The organism is Bacillus sp. FJAT-42315, assembly GCF_002797375.1.
Lineage (GTDB): Bacteria > Bacillota > Bacilli > Bacillales > Domibacillaceae > Bacillus_CE.
In genome coordinates, this window is sequence record NZ_KZ454941.1 from 220903 (window position 1) to 236128 (window position 15226).

The window sequence follows — 15226 nt, forward strand, 5'->3', positions numbered from 1 at the left end:
AGATTGATTGTTTTGAATATAATCTCAAGTAAAAAAAGGGGGGTGTCCAAAAAAGTCGAAGAAATCGCTTGTAAGGTGAAAGAAATGGCTAGAAAGTCGAAGAAATCGCTTGTAAGGTGAAAGAAATGGCTAGAAAGTCGAAGAAATCGCTTGTAAGGTCGAAGAAATGGCTAGAAAGCCGAAGAAATCGCTCGTAAGGTGAAAGAAACGGCTAGAAAGCCGAAGAATCCGCTCGTAAGGTGAAATAGGAATCCAGAAAATCAGTGAAAACTGACTTTCTGGACAGCTCGTTTTATAAAGTAGCAGCGGTTGCTATATTATTTTTTCTTCACTGTAATCGTCCATTGAGCATCGCCGCTTTGTTCGAAGTTAGTGACTTCGTGTCCTTCTTCAGCTGCCCAACGTGGGATCGCTTCGGTTGCTTGCGTGCAGTCAAAGTCGATCGTTAATTCGTCACCGCTAGCAAGCTCTGCCATTACTTCTTTTGCTTCTACTAATGGGAAGGGGCAAACCATTCCTAGTACTTCTAATTTCTTTTGCATAATGTTTTCCTCCTATGTGTATGATTACGCCGTTTGCGTATTCATTTTCACTTTTTTCATTGCTTTTTGTCTCGGTTTAACGATAGTGAAGTAAGCGGCCGTCCAAGTGCCAAGGATCATGAACGGTAAGGAAATCCAGCCTTGCCATGTGAATAGAGCCGTTTCAACTAAGCCGTTTCCGATTGAGCAGCCGCCAGCAAGACTCGCGCCAACACCCATCAAGATACCGCCAAATGCGCTTTTAAGGCAAGTATTCACATCAGGCACTCGAAAACGGAATTCGCCGCTCCCTTTAGCTGCGACATAGGAGCCGATGAGAATACCGATAACTAAAAACACACCCCAGTTTAAAAATGAGCTGTCACCTGTAACCGCATATTGCAAAATATTAGCTGTTGGCATTGTGATTCCAAGTCCAAACATTCTGCCAGTTGCTTCACTTAATGGCCAAGCGGCAATAGCAATCAAACCAACGAGTGTCGCAGTGAACAGAGGGTTCCAACGTTTTTCGAATAAAAGGTGGGAAAGTCCCGTTTTCTTAGGCTTCATTGTTGGGATTTTCACGCTCGGTTTCGATAATTGCTTCCACACGAGCAAACCTGTAATACCGACAAGAAGAGCAACTAATACCCATGGAGAAACGCCAAGTGTTCCGTGAATCGTTTGTGCTTCTACTTGATGAGATTGCATAGAAGTGGAATAAGAGCTAAGAGGCCCGCTTTTCATCATCGCGCTTGAAACCATATAAGTAGCAAGAGCAATCCAACTGCCAATCAACCCTTCACCAGCCCGATACCATGTACCCGTTGCACAACCGCCAGCGAAGATAATACCAATTCCGAATACGAATGCGCCGAAAATAGTAGCGAACCACATGAAGTTTCCTAATTCAAATTGAATGATCCCTAATGAATGGAGCAAATAGACCCCGATACTTTGAATCGAAATCGCCACTAAAAAAGCGACAAACATCCGATTATCTTTCGTTACATACATATCTCTAAATGCTCCGGTAACACAGAAACGGCCACGCTGCATGACAAATCCGAGTAAACCACCGCATAATAAACCTGTTAAAACGAGCTGAAGCATATGAACACTCCTTACGTAAATGTTTTGTAAAAGTAGTATAATCCTTTTAATCCGATAATTCAAGTAGGTATTAGTGGAAAAATATAATTTTGAATCGTTTGATTTTTATATGTGATTAGTACAAGATGGGGGGATAGGGCAACGTATAGATAGAGAAGACAAATGGAGGTTGTGACATGAACGAGGAGAAAGCGTTCCACCAAAGTGTAGATGCCGCATTTGATGAAGAAGTAAAGAAGATTCATGAGCAGTTGGATCAAGATTTATTGATCGTTCTTGTTGGAGAAGTGAATGCGGGAAAGTCATCAACGATTAATAAAATCATCGGCAAGGATGTCGCGAAAACCAATCCCCAACCAGGAGAGACGGTTAGTATAGACCCTTACAATTTAGCTGGATTGGAAAAAATAAAATTAATGGATACGCCGGGATTAAATGATCCAAATGATGAGAATCCAAAGAAAACAGAAGCGTTTATTAGTGAAGCAGACATCATTCTATTTTTCACCAATGCAGCGGGGACCGTATTCTCCGATAGCGAAAAAGCGAAGTTTCAAGAGATTGCGACTCATAATGAAAATATCTTGATTGTACTAAATAAGATTGATGCCGCTGAGGATATAGAAAGTTTAGTTGCATTTATTAAGCAGCATGCAGGCAGCCAGTACGACGTGGTGCCAATTTCTTCTAAAACAGGGCAAAACATTGATATATTAAAGGACCGAATATTGGAGTTACTCGAAAAAAAGGGGAAGGACATCCTATTCGCAAAAAGCTTACAAGATAAATCTACTGCTGCTAAACGCTGGATTAATGCGGCAGGAGTGTCTGCAGGATTGATTGGTGCCTCACCGATACCTGGGTCGGATGTCGTTCCTTTAACTGCTCTTCAAGTGGGGCTTACATTGAAGCTAGCGACTCTTTACGACAAGCCGTTGACGAAAAAGGCAGCGAAAGATTTGATTATTGTCACAGCGACCAAAACAGCGGGACAAACAGCGTACAGACAAATCGTCAAATTCATCCCCGGAGCTGGGTCAATCGCAGGTGGTCTAGTTGCTTCATCTCTTACCCTCGCACTAGGGTATGGGATCAAATACGCTTATGAGAACGAGTTACCTATTGATCAAGAAATTATTTTTGAACTGTATAAAAAATATAAAAAGCGAAAAAATTATAAACAACAAATAGAAAGTTAAAGGCGAGACCACCCTCGGTCTCGCCTTAGTCTTTGTTAAAGAATCGTTTCTTCTTTTAAAATGGTTTGCTCATATAGTTCATCACTCGAACCAAGGTTATTGTTATATGTCATGTCTTCAATGCGCTCGATATTTTGCGGTTTAGTAAATAGAGTGACAATGACAATAGATATAATGGAAATTAGCAGCCCTGGAAAGACTTGATGGATGCCAAAGGGTTGACCGGCTAGTTGCCAGCTAACAGCTGTTAAGAGTCCTGTCCATATAGATACTGTCCCGGCTGTTTCACTGACCCGTTTAAATAACATTCCAGCAATTACTGGGACGAGTAATCCAGATGTTAACATAGCTGTTCCGGCTACCCATAACGGAACGAGCTGGGGAATAGACAACGCCATCACCAGCGCAATAACCGATAAAATAATGACGGATAATCGGCTATAAGCTAACATTTTTCTATCATCAGTAATCTTAAAGTACGGTTTAATAATATCATTAGCAATGCTCGAAGCTCCCGCCATGAAAAAAGAGTCAGCACAAGATACAATGGTTGCAACTAAAGCAATCACCATGATGACAACCATTGGTAAAGGCATCGTTTCATTGAGTACTTGATAAAAGATCAGTGATGGTTGATCCGTTTTTATACTTAGTCCTAATAAAGCAAACACACCAGTTAGAATAATTAGTATGCTTGTAGTTAACCCAACGATCCACGCCAGCCAATTACTATTTGTTGCTACTTTATCCGTCTTTGCGGCCCAAATACGCTGCCAGTTATCTTGGCGAACAAATTGATAGGCACCTAAGGTAAACATAAATACGAATACACTCACTGTCGATATTCCGAAAATGTCGACAAGTTGTGGTTGGTTCATGGCAAGAGCATTTTCCTTCACTGTGCTCCACCCACCTGAAGATAGGAAAACAGTTACAAACAGTATAATAATACCTAATGTTTGGATTGTTCCTTGAATGGAATCGGCCCAAATTACTGCTTTAAGTCCACCAATATAAGTTTTTAAAGTAAGGAATACACATCCAATAATAATCCCAGCTGTCATATTTAACCCAAACATTAAATTTAAAAACGTGGCAATTGCAATAAATTGAAGTCCTGTAATGGATGCATAAGCCACTAATATGCATAGTAGGGCAGGGAGGCGAGATTTTTCTCCATAACGAAGAGCAACATAGTCAGGAAGTGTCACCATTCTATATTTTGTTCCTAGGTTACGAATCGGTTTCAAGAAGAATAAGATCCATAGGGCACCAACAAGGTAGACGGGGAAAATCATCCATAGCATTCCAAGCCCGTTAGTATAAGCGTCCCCCATAAATCCTAATAAGCTTGCGCCACCTGTGGCAGTTCCCACGATAGATAGAATCATTGGGAAAGTAGGGATTGAACGGCCTGCTACATTATAATCGTCGGAAGTCTTTACGCTTTTAAAGAAATAAAAGCTATGAGCTAAAATGGCGAAAGAATACAGAAACACCGCAATCAAAATGGTTGTTTTTACATTAGGATCAAACATGAGTCAACTCCTCCTTCTCCTCTTTCTGGAATACTAGTTCTCCATCCACTATCGTTAGTAACACCTGAATGTTTTTTAGATCTTCTTCCTTAATCTCAAAAGGGTCTTTGTCCAAGACAATGAGGTCAGCGTATTTACCGATGGATAGGGAACCGATGATTTTTTCGTCGAATCCACTATAGGCAGCATCTACTGTATAAGCTTGAATAGCCTCTTTGACAGAAATCGCTTCTTCTGTCCCTAATTGTTGACCACCAATTGTTTTGCGAGTGACTGCCGCATATATACCGTAAAATGGATTTCCGTGGCAAACAGGCATGTCTGAATTTCCAGGGGCAATAATGCCATGCTTTTTAAAGCTTACATGGGGAAATACATGTGCTGCACGCTTTGGACCTAAATTATTGAGATAGCTATCTCCAATAGAATAAATAAATCCAATAGAAGAGGCAGCTACTATTCTTTGTTTAGCAATTCTTTTCAGGTGATCATCGGTTGGTAAGGCACAGTGCTCGATTCGATGACGTTTTTGTTTGTTATCTTCTAAAGAACCTGCTTGTTCAATAGCTTGCAAGGCCATTTCAATCGCTCGCCCGCCGATTCCATGAATAGAGACGCGCATATTATGTTGAATCGCTCGAGAGATGTGATCATTGATTGTTTGTTGCTTCATATGCAAAATCCCGTAGTTCTCCTTTTCCTGTTCATAAGGCTCTTCCACAGCTGCAGTTCTTCCGCCTACACTACCATCGAGCATGTACTTTAACCCTTGAATATTTAAGTGGTCATTGCCGAAACCGCTTTCAATACCGAGGTGAAGTAACTCTGTTTCACCTCCTGGCCATCCCATTTGACTGATTGCCCACAACCAGAGGCGGGTTTTCAGCTGTAATCTTCCTTCTTTCTTCAGTTGTTGATAGACTACCATCTCTTTTTGTGAAACAGCCATATCATGAACGGCAGTTACTCCCCATTCGAAGAAATGCTGCTGAGCTTTTTCCATGGCTTGCTTTAGCTGCTCTGTACTGAAAGAAGGTACTTTAAAAAGCATCATGGCATTTTCCTGAATTAGACCGCTAATTTTCCCGGTTTTAGCGTCTCGGTGAAATTGTCCGCCTTCAGGATCTTGAGGGTTAGAACTTAGTCCGCTTACTTCAAAGGCTTTCCAATTAGCAACCGCATTGTGGACGCATGTTCGTGTGAGAAAAACGGGATGATTAGGAGCGGCTTTAGTCAATTCATCAATGGTAGGGAAGCGTTTTTCTTTTAATTTGCTGTCATCCCATCCCATTCCAATGATCCATTCGCCTTCTGGAAGTTCATTGGCTTTTTGTCTGACCGCATTCAATAAGGCTGGAATATTAGAAATTCGTTCATAGCGAAGATCTAATTTAAGTAAATCTGCGGCGTAATGAAGCGGATGAGCGTGACTTTCAATCAGTCCAGGCAATACGGTTTTGTGTTGTATATCGAAAAGTTTTGTATGGGGGCCACGTAACTGATCAGCTACATCATCAAAACCAATGATTCGGCCATTTTTTATGGCAAGTTTATTAGCTAGAGGATATTGGTCGTCAATTGTGTGAATATTTGCATTGTAAAGAATTTTGTCTGCGTACATAGTCATTCTCTCCTTTTTGTTTTGTTTTCTTTATTGCAATTACCGTGCCAATCAAATATAGAGAATTTTATTGAAATTCCGCGAAAAAAAGCTCATTTTTCTGTCTATTTGGTCACACAAAAAACACATTTGATCTAATAGTGGATCGATAAATTAAAAATGAATCATTTGTGTTTAAGGTTTTTTTAAATTATGATCTAATAACGAATCAATAATCAAACTATTCTGTTAAAAAGAAGGGAGACGTAATGAATACACAAGATTTTTATAATATTTTAGATAGCTTGCACGATGGATTTTATATTACTGATATTAAAGGCATTACTGTATGGGTGAATGAGGCTAGTTGCAAACGATTACAGAGGAAGAGAGAAGAGTTGATTGGTAAAAGTGTATATGATTTAGAGAAGCAAAAACTATTCTCGCCGTCCATCACTAGAATGGTGTTAGAAAAAAATGAACCCGTGTTTTTTATTCAAACTTTTCATGAAACGTTGCAAAAGTATATTGTGAATGGACGGATTGTTACAGATGAAAAGGGAGAGCCGAGATGGGTAGTTATTCACGGGAGAATAGTTGACCAAGATCTTTCTTATGCAGATCAACAAAATGAAGTAGAAGCCATTTTACATCGCTATACACAAGAGCTTCGAAAATTTGCAGTAAGTCAAGAATCTAACAATGAGGGCAAGTTATTAATAGGTGAAAGCCCAGAGTTTAAAAAAACGTTAGAACAAGCAGAAAAAATTGCAACGGTTGATGCCTCGGTCCTCATCACTGGGGAGACAGGTTGTGGAAAAAATGTGTTTGCCAACTATATTCATAAATTAAGTGATCGCTATAATAAACCATTTGTTCAGATTAATTGTGGAGCAATTCCTGATAGTTTATTAGAGTCAGAACTATTTGGCTATCGAAAAGGGGCTTTTACTGGAGCTTCTGAAAAAGGAAAAATTGGCTTAGTAGAAATGGCAGAAGGAGGAACGCTTTTCTTAGATGAGATTGGTGAAATGCCATTACATTTACAGGTCAAAGTACTACAGTTAATCCAAGATAAAACATACTTACCTATTGGAGAAGTGCAGCTTCATGTAGCAGACGTACGTATTATTGCTGCAACGAATAAAGACTTACAAAAATTATCGGAAGAAGGCTTGTTTCGCTCAGATTTATTTTATCGGTTAAATGTTCTAGCTGTTCATGTTGCACCTTTACGAGAACGTCCGGAAGATGTTTTTCCGTTATTACAGAATTTTGTAAAAAAATATAATGATAAGTATAAAATGAATCGGACATTGTCTAAAGAAGTAGTAGAGAAGCTACAATTATACCGTTGGCCAGGAAATGTAAGGGAACTTGCTAATTTGATCGAACGGTTAATCGTGATGTCGGAAAATGAGCGTATACAATTGTCAGATCTACCTGAGCATATTATAGGAAAAATAGAACAACCACAAAATATAATTGAAAATCAGCCGTTAAGACAATACATAGATACTGTTGAAAAAAATTATATCCTTTATGCACTCAAAAAGGGAAAAACAACTAGAAAAGCTGCTGAATTTCTCGATATTCCTCAATCAACTCTTATGAGAAAAATAAAAAAGCATGATATTCAATTGTCCCAGTATTGGCGTGTATAAAAAAATTTAGACCTCCAATACATGAACGCTTTGGAGGTCTAAATTTAAATTAATGCAATCGCAGTCTAGAAATTTTTTGTTTCAGTTCATCGCCCGCTTCGTTTAGTTGTTCAGCGGCGTTAGCAATAGTCGCGACAGCGCGCAGTTGCTCTTCCATTGAGGCGGCAATTTCTTCGGTCGACGCGGAAGAATTTTGAGCGATCGCTGCCATGTGTTCAATCGATACCAATGCTTCACCTTTATGAATAGCCATTCCTTGCACTTCATGATCGACTTCGTTAATGGAAGAGACGATCTCTTTAATAGAGTCGACAATAAGCTCAAAGGATTGCTTCGTATCAGATACGGCTTTTGTTTGTTCATTGCTTAAATTTTGACTCAGCTCAATGGCTTGAAGAGCTTGCTGTGATTCATTAATGATGCCAGTCAGTGTTTGGCGTACATCTCCAGTGGCTTGTGAGGATTGCTCGGCCAGCTTTCTTACTTCTTCAGCAACGACCGCAAATCCTTTTCCGTGCTCCCCAGCTCTTGCAGCTTCAATCGAGGCATTTAGTGCTAGAAGATTCGTTTGATCCGAGATCGTATGAATGACAGATATGACATTTTCAATTTCCGTCACTCTAGTCGATAAGCGAGTCATCACCTCTACAACCGTATGAGAAAGCTGATTGGCTTCTTCTGACTTCAATTGCAAGCTAGTCATTTGAGCTAAGCCGGCTTGACTGGCGTCATTAGCCGCTTGGCTTCGGACCGCCATTTTTTCATTTAACTGCTCAACCTTTTCAATTTGTGTCGACAACTCGGCCATTTTCTTATTAGAAACTTCCGCATCTTCTGCTTGCTTCGCAGTGCCGCTAGCAATTTCGTCAATGGCACCGCCGATTTCTTGACTCGAAGCGGATGTTTCTTCTGAAATAGCATTTAAGTTCTCTGTAGAAGCGCTTACCTGTTGAATCGAATGTTCAACTGTCTTGATGATCTCTCTCATGTTGGTAGCCATCACATTAAAATTATTGGCTAAAATACCGATTTCATCTTTATTTTTAATATGCAAAGGCTCAACGGTTAAATCTCCGTTGGCTAATCGGTTGACATGCTTTGTCACTAAACGAAGGGGCTTCGATAAAGATCCAGTAAACCAGATAATTACGGCAATACCGATAATAGTGGATATCGTAAGTGTCACTCCAACAATGCTCAATACTTGATTCGCTCCCGCGTTAAAATCCATTTTATATGTACCAGCAGCGACGACCCAGCCCCAATTCGGATCGAGAGCACTGTACACAATTTTTTCACCCGTTTTCTCCGGGTTGTTCGGTAACTTCCATTCGTAAGTCGTAAATCCACCTCCATTTTGAGCTTTTTTAATCACTTCTTGGACGAAAAGTTTACCCTTTACATCTTTTATTTCCCAGGAATTATCTCCTTCATCCGAGTAATGAGCAACATCGATCCCTTTTTCATTGAAGGCATTGAAGTATCCGTGTTCTCCAAGGTCGACGGTATTTTTCAGTTCTCTAATTCCGTCTGCTTTTTTAGGCCCAATTAAATAAATCCTTGCTTGTTCTTGGGCTTCCTCAATGGTCATGCTTCCGTCTTCTACCTTTTGATTGAGAGCATCAATGATTTGCAGGGCCATTTCTACGCCGTTTTTTAATGATTTCTCTCCAGTTGTATCTAGATTTTTTTTCGAACTAAAGTAGGCAGCTGTCCCAATTATTAAACTAGGTAGTAATAACAAAGTAATGGAAACAATTAGTAACTTTGTCCGAATGGTCTTGTTATTAAACATCTTTCTCCCTCCTGATGACATGAAGCAATTTTCTGAATAGTTACTTTTTACTATTATCGGTTATTGGTGTAAATATTTCAATTATTAATTATAAAATGGTAAAATGATGGTAAATGATTAAGGGGAAAAGGATGAGGACCATGCTTAGTTCTTGGCTCATGAAACTACTGTTTTTTATTATAATATTCATTGGGTATTTGATTGCTTGGTTGACAGGGGATAAGCCATAGGAAAAGTATGAAACACCAAATTTAGTTAATAGTCGAAATAGTGACTATTAACTTTTTTTATTTTGTTACTTGACTAAACTAATTTTTTAATATAAATTAAGTTACGAAAAGTAATCAATTAATAATTATATTCTAAAAGGAGAGTTTCAACATGACAAAGAAGCATGAGTTAGGTGCACTGATTTTACGAGTGATTTTAGGTTTGACATTTTTCGTTCATGGGTTGGCGAAGTTTCAAGGAGGAATTGAGAATATTGCTGGTTGGTTTGATAGCATTGGGCTTCCGAGTTTTATGGCATACATTGTGGCTGCCGTTGAATTAGTTGGAGGTGTGGCACTGATTTTAGGGTTAGGCACACGCATTATTGCTGGCCTATTTGTAATTGTGATGCTTGTAGCTATTTCAAAGGTGAAAATAGCAGCTGGATTTATGGGGAATGGCGAAATGGCTGGCTACGAACTAGATCTAGCCTTATTGGCAATGTCTGTTTATCTCGTCATTGCAGGTAGCTCGCTTTATTCATTGGGCCAACTTGTTCTCGGAAAAGATAGCAAAGAAAAATAAGAATGGTGGAAAAGGCATCCTGCTGTAATTGAGTGGGCTGCCTTTTCTATGTTAAATAAAAGTAAAATTAGAGGGTTTCGGGTATAGATTCGAGAAGTGGTTCATATACATAGTTACATTGATTATTTCACGTTTTCGTTCAGAGAGGAGGCCGTCATAGAGTGGATGAGAAGTTGTTATCGTTAGCTTTTTCAGTGGAAGCGAATAAAGGGGTGTATGCGTTGCTGCTTGGTTCTGGCATTTCTTATGCAGCGGGAATCCCTACAGGACGCGGGGTGTTACGTGAGCTTTGCCGGCGGATGATGCAGGTAAGCGGTGACAATGAGGAAGACCCAATGGGATGGTATGAAAAAAAGTATGGGAAAACACCTTTATATAATGAAGTGATTGAAATATTAGCGAAAACATCGTCAGAACGCAATGGCTTGTTAAAAGAGTTTTTCGAACCGACACCTGAAGAAATTAAGGAGAAGCAAAAAATACCGACCGATGCTCATCATGCGCTCGCCAAATTAGTTCAAAAAGGGTATGTAAAAGTGATTGTGACGACCAATTTTGATCGGCTTTTGGAGCATGCTTTAGATGAGTTAAGTATTCAATATCAAACAGTGTATCATCAAACGGATATCGAAGGGATGAAGCCGCTTGCTCACGCCCAATGTACGATTTTGAAAATTAACGGGGACTATCGTGATACGCGTTTTAAAAATGTGACGGATGAACTTGATCACTATTCGGAATCACTTGAAAGCATGATTCATCGGGTATTTGATGAATATGGTGTCATTGTTTCAGGCTGGTCTGCTGAATGGGATACTGCTTTGCGCGATATCATTAAATCGGTAAAGGGGAGACGCTATTCGTGGTACTGGCATGCTTTTACGGAAAACTTAACTCCTCATGCGGAGGAACTCATTAAATTTCGTGACGCGTGTAAAATTGTCGATACGCGTGGAGCAGATCATTTCTTTACTGATTTACATGAAAATGTAGCCAATATATCAAAGGTGAAGAGAATCAGCCCAGAGCATATTCAAATTAAGATGAAGCGGTTAAAGCGGTATATAACGGATGATCAAGAAATCGATTTGCGCGAGATGGTAACGGAACATACGAAAGAAGTTGTGTCTTTTCTTATGCAGCAACAATACGACGGTCATATCACTCCAGAGTCTATGATTGAAAAAATTGAAACGGTTAAGGAGCAAAGTCGAGCGTTATCGATGTTGCTCGCTGTTCTATCATATTATATGAAGAGAGAGGAGCAAGAGGCGCTCCTTATGCAAACATTAGAGCGGTTGACCGGGTCCAGAAAGCATCGCGGACAACCTCATCTACTTAGCTTGCAGCAAATGCCGCTCCAAGCTGCTCTTTACAGTGTCGGCATTGCGGCTGTGATGAAGAAAAATTATCATCTGCTCAACCTGCTTTTTACCCGGCCGAAAGTACATGATCCTTACAGTCATCACCTTTCTTTTTTGAAATATACCTCACCCTCATTAGGGCTTGGACGTTTATTTCACTACGTTTCGTCCGACAAAGCCTATCATTTGCCGATGGAAACTGTTTTTATTTATCCATATATGAAAAAAGTGTTCATCGACACGCAGCTTGCTTTTGATGAAGCGGAGTTTGAACGATACTATGATATTTTTGAATTGCTGAGAGCAATTAAATATCGTCATAGCGGGGAACAAGGCTATATGTGCGGGCGCTTTGGCTTCAATAGCAACCGCGAACATCTCATTCGTTTTTTAAAGGAAGGAAGAGAAGATTATAGCTGGCCTGTGCTAGCCATTTGTGACGGGAGTAGAGAAGCCTTCTTAGTCGCTCTTGAGAAGCTAGCCAAAGATTTAGATGATAGCGGGCATGGACTAGTCCATGCTTATATTGGAAATCAGTAAAGAACCTGTCGCGAAGCAGGTTCTTTTTTTATTAAGAAATTCTTAAGATTTATGCTGGGCGTTTATTAAGATTTGCTCGCTATAATCACAGTAACGAACAAATGATATACTTTCGAAAGGAGTGTGAGGAAAAATGACCCAATATAATGTGTTAGTCGTTGATGATGAAAAAGAAATTCGCGATGCGATCGAAATATATTTAAAAAATGAAGGCATAACTGTGATCAAAGCGGAGGACGGAATCGATGCGATTGAAAAGTTGAATGAGCATTCGATCCATCTCATTATTCTCGATGTGATGATGCCGCGATTAGATGGCATTGCGACGACATTTAAAATCCGTGAACAAAAAAATATCCCGATCATTATTCTTAGTGCCAAAAGTGAAGATACCGATAAAATTTTAGGCTTGCAAGTCGGGGCCGATGATTACGTTACGAAGCCGTTTAACCCGATGGAACTAGTGGCGCGAGTGAAGTCACAGTTGCGTCGATACGTCAGGTTGGGTACATATGAAGGCGTGACACAGGTCATTGATTTAAACGGCTTAACTCTCGATCAATCGGCAAAGGAAGTGGCCGTTAATGGGGAGGCAGTTAAATTAACGCCGACCGAGTATAAAATCGTGGAATTGTTAATGGTTCATGCTGGTCGTGTGTTTTCGATTAATGAAATTTATGAACGTGTCTGGCAAGAGCCTGGGTATAATGCCGAAAATACCGTGGCCGTCCATATTCGTAAAATTAGAGAAAAAATAGAAATCGATCCGAAAAATCCAAGATATTTAAAGGTGGTGTGGGGAATTGGATACAAAATGGAGAAATAATCTAAAATTTATTGGTTGGCTGTTGTTATTTACATATGGATTAAGTGCGATCATTGCTTTAATGAATCATGGAAGTACGTATTTGAAAAAAGATTATTTTGATACCCCTCAATTTGAAAGTCAACTTGAAGAATTTATCAATGATTTAAATATATATGAGTTAAATAGTACAACAGCGGCAGAAGCGAAGAAGAAGATTACCGTCACGAAAGAGGAAATTGAAGAACATCGCAATTACTACGGGAGTTTAGCGGAGCAAGTGACGACGATTAAAGAGCGATATGCTGGGAAGATTCAAGAGGCTCTTTTAGCGGAAAACCAAGAAGTGGCGAAAGTGTACGAAGAGGAAAGAGACAAGAAGATTAAAGATATCACGAATAACTTCAAAAGCGATGACTATGTGCGGAAAAAAATTCAAGCAGAAAAAGAAAAAGCGGTTGATGAGTTTTATGTGACCCATCAAAATGAACGTCGTCAATTTGATGAGTATGGGGACGTATTTAAATATTATTTAGAAAATACTTCCACGGGTGACGTGTATACGAATGTTAATTTGTCAGACGGCTCGCTTAGTGATGTATTTAATGACAAGGATATGTTTCATATTCGCAAATACGATTCGCCGAATTACTTAGAGTTTGATGATTCATCCACGTATACAGATAAAAATTTAACGTATTTTACAACGGGTGAAGTTGTTATGGAACCAGAAGGATATAATATAGAAATTCAGACGACTACAGGAGGTACTTATGAAGGAAGAATCGCGGTTACTAAGCATGTACGAGATTCTGCTCCGGTTGTCACTGAGTATTCTTATTTCAAGAGGTCACAGAGAAACTTTATTATCTTCGTGATTAGTGGATTACTGGCATTAGTCGTTAGTATAATAATTAGCTGGAAAAGGACAGTGATTCCACCCGTTATCAGTAAGAAATTTAGTCATTATTACAATAAAATTCCAGCAGATGTGAGCATTGTTGCTTTACTGATCACGACTTTTATGACGTTCATTTTTGTGGGTAGGTATTATAATTTTCATTATTATAGCAACCCGTTATATTTGGTTACGGAGGTATTATTTATCTTCGTTTTATCTTCTATTTCTACAGCGGTTATGGTCTTTCAAGCAAAGCTACTATTGCTACGTATGAAAGAGGGCCCAGGAATAGAAGCAGAATGGAAAAACAGTTTGTTCATGAGAACCGTTGAGTTAGTGAAACATGTATTCGAAGTTCGCTCGGTTGGCGTTCAATTGTTCCTTTTGTTGTCGGTGTTCTTTTTTACTGGTTTTGGGGTGCCGATTGTAGTTATAGAATGGTGGTGGGATGGCTATGTAGAAGTATTGCTGTTGTATCTATTACTGTTTTTCATTATTACGATGCCTACCCTTTTTCTACTATTCAAGCGTATCGCTTATTTTAACCAAATCGCTCAGCATACAGAGAGGGTGGCGGCTGGATATCCAGAACCGGATCTTCCGGTCCAAGGGAAGTCAGTGTTTGCCAAAATGGCGGAAAATATGAATCAATTGAAGCAAGGCGTCAAGGTGTCGCAAAGAGAGCAGGCAAAAAGCGAGCGGCTAAAAACGGAGCTAATCACGAATGTCAGCCATGATTTACGTACACCTCTTACTTCGATTATTTCTTATACGGAGCTGTTGAAAACGCCAGACTTGGCAGAAGAAGAGCGGGTAGCCTATACCGAGATCATCGACCGTAAATCGAAGCGGTTAAAAGTGTTGATTGATGATTTATTTGAAGCGTCAAAAATGGCGAGCGGAAATGCTGAATTGGTTAAAGAAAAAGCGGATCTCGTTCAACTGCTTCAGCAAGCATTAGCGGAATACAGCGAAACAATCGGTGAATCCGATTTGCATTTTCGAGTGACCAATCCAGATGAGCCTGTCTACGCTTATGTGGACGGTCAGAAAATTTGGCGAGTATTTGATAATTTAATCGGCAACATCTTGAAATATTCCTTGGAAAATACGAGGGTTTATATTTCGATGAAAACGGAGGGGAATCAGGCAGTAATCACTTTTAAAAATGTGACGAAATATGAACTTGGAGACAATCTCGATGAACTATTCGAACGCTTTAAACGTGGCGATCGCTCTCGTCATACAGATGGTTCAGGTCTAGGGCTTGCCATCGCCAAATCCATCATTGATTTACACGATGGGCAGCTTGATATTGAAGTAGACGGCGACCTGTTCAAAGTTACCGTTTCATTGGATACAGCCTATTGATAAAACAAGAGAAAGCCCCG

11 protein-coding genes and 1 pseudogene are annotated in these 15226 nt (G+C 39.7%); 6 read left to right on the forward strand and 6 right to left on the reverse strand.

Going from position 1 to position 15226, the window contains the following annotated elements; translation table 11 throughout:
- Positions 1 to 317: 317 nt before the first annotated feature.
- Positions 318 to 542: a sulfurtransferase TusA family protein gene (locus CEF22_RS01100; RefSeq protein WP_100401396.1), complete on the reverse strand. Its 225-nt coding sequence runs from the start codon at positions 540 to 542 to the stop codon at positions 318 to 320.
- Between the two features lie 24 nt (positions 543 to 566).
- Positions 567 to 1634: a YeeE/YedE family protein gene (locus tag CEF22_RS01105; protein WP_100401397.1), complete on the reverse strand. Its 1068-nt coding sequence runs from the start codon at positions 1632 to 1634 to the stop codon at positions 567 to 569.
- A 176-nt stretch (positions 1635 to 1810) separates the two neighbouring features.
- Between CEF22_RS01105 and CEF22_RS01110 the strand changes: the two genes are divergently transcribed.
- Positions 1811 to 2833, forward strand: a complete 1023-nt coding sequence (locus tag CEF22_RS01110; RefSeq protein WP_100401398.1) for a GTPase — start codon at positions 1811 to 1813, stop codon at positions 2831 to 2833.
- Positions 2834 to 2868: 35 nt separating this feature from the next.
- Here CEF22_RS01110 and CEF22_RS01115 read toward each other — a convergent pair whose 3' ends face one another.
- Both CEF22_RS01115 and CEF22_RS01120 read right to left on the reverse strand, forming a co-directional pair.
- A complete protein-coding gene (locus CEF22_RS01115) occupies positions 2869 to 4371 on the reverse strand; it encodes a sodium:solute symporter family protein (RefSeq protein WP_100401399.1) in 1503 nt (500 codons plus the stop codon).
- Positions 4364 to 5992 carry an amidohydrolase gene (locus CEF22_RS01120; RefSeq protein ID WP_157843123.1) on the reverse strand — a complete coding sequence of 543 codons (1629 nt, stop codon included), beginning with the start codon at positions 5990 to 5992 and terminating at the stop codon, positions 4364 to 4366. Before CEF22_RS01120 ends, CEF22_RS01115 begins: the two co-directional genes overlap by 8 nt.
- Before the next feature lie 248 nt (positions 5993 to 6240).
- Here CEF22_RS01120 and CEF22_RS01125 point away from each other — a divergent pair, with 248 nt between their 5' ends.
- The gene (locus CEF22_RS01125; protein WP_100401401.1) at positions 6241 to 7635 is read left to right on the forward strand and encodes a sigma-54 interaction domain-containing protein; all 1395 of its coding nucleotides are present in this window, start codon (positions 6241 to 6243) and stop codon (positions 7633 to 7635) included.
- 49 nt (positions 7636 to 7684) lie between these two features.
- Here the strand turns inward: CEF22_RS01125 and CEF22_RS18990 are convergent, their stop codons facing one another.
- Positions 7685 to 8275, reverse strand: coding sequence for a methyl-accepting chemotaxis protein (locus CEF22_RS18990; protein ID WP_442857381.1), 591 nt, complete (start codon positions 8273 to 8275; stop codon positions 7685 to 7687).
- 351 nt (positions 8276 to 8626) lie between these two features.
- Positions 8627 to 9451 (reverse strand): annotated as a pseudogene (locus tag CEF22_RS18995) (cache domain-containing protein); the annotation flags it as partial.
- 360 nt (positions 9452 to 9811) lie between these two features.
- Here CEF22_RS18995 and CEF22_RS01135 point away from each other — a divergent pair.
- The 4 genes from CEF22_RS01135 (at position 9812) to CEF22_RS01150 (ending at position 15206) form a co-directional block, all read left to right on the forward strand.
- Complete coding sequence (locus tag CEF22_RS01135) at positions 9812 to 10225, forward strand: DoxX family protein (protein WP_100401403.1); 414 nt, start codon at positions 9812 to 9814, stop codon at positions 10223 to 10225.
- A 161-nt stretch (positions 10226 to 10386) separates the two neighbouring features.
- Positions 10387 to 12129 (forward strand): SIR2 family protein, encoded by a 1743-nt coding sequence (locus CEF22_RS01140; RefSeq protein ID WP_100401404.1) that lies wholly within the window; start codon positions 10387 to 10389, stop codon positions 12127 to 12129.
- Between the two features lie 133 nt (positions 12130 to 12262).
- On the forward strand, positions 12263 to 12955 hold the full coding sequence (locus CEF22_RS01145; protein WP_095477851.1) for a response regulator transcription factor: 693 nt from the start codon (positions 12263 to 12265) through the stop codon (positions 12953 to 12955).
- Complete coding sequence (locus CEF22_RS01150; protein WP_100401405.1) at positions 12933 to 15206, forward strand: sensor histidine kinase; 2274 nt, start codon at positions 12933 to 12935, stop codon at positions 15204 to 15206. Before CEF22_RS01145 ends, CEF22_RS01150 begins: the two co-directional genes overlap by 23 nt.
- Positions 15207 to 15226 lie beyond the last annotated feature (20 nt).